At 58.9% G+C, this 258-nt stretch carries 1 protein-coding gene; it reads right to left on the reverse strand.

Annotated features, from left to right (window positions below; all coding sequences use genetic code 11):
* Window positions 1-258: hypothetical protein (locus tag L6D89_RS32515; RefSeq protein WP_236202360.1), on the reverse strand; the 258-nt coding region annotated here is incomplete at both ends.

Raw genomic sequence — 258 nt, forward strand, 5'->3', positions numbered from 1 at the left:
CTGCAACGGTGATCCTGCCGCGACAGTCTTTACCACTGGCAAGAATGGTATGGCTGACGCCCAGGTTGTCGAAGGCCCCGGAAAAGCGCACCTCCAGAAGCGCGAGGGTTTCCTGCGCTGACAAGGTTGGTTGGTAGTTGCGATAGAGCCGCAGGATGACTCCTGTGCCATCCGGCCGACGATCAAGTACATCGACCTCCACCCCCGTGACGGGCTGGTCTGGAATGGGAATGTCCAACTCCGTGAAGGTCAACGTCA

The sequence above is a fragment of the Pseudomonas pseudonitroreducens genome (genome assembly GCF_021603645.1).
Taxonomy (GTDB): domain Bacteria; phylum Pseudomonadota; class Gammaproteobacteria; order Pseudomonadales; family Pseudomonadaceae; genus Pseudomonas; species Pseudomonas pseudonitroreducens.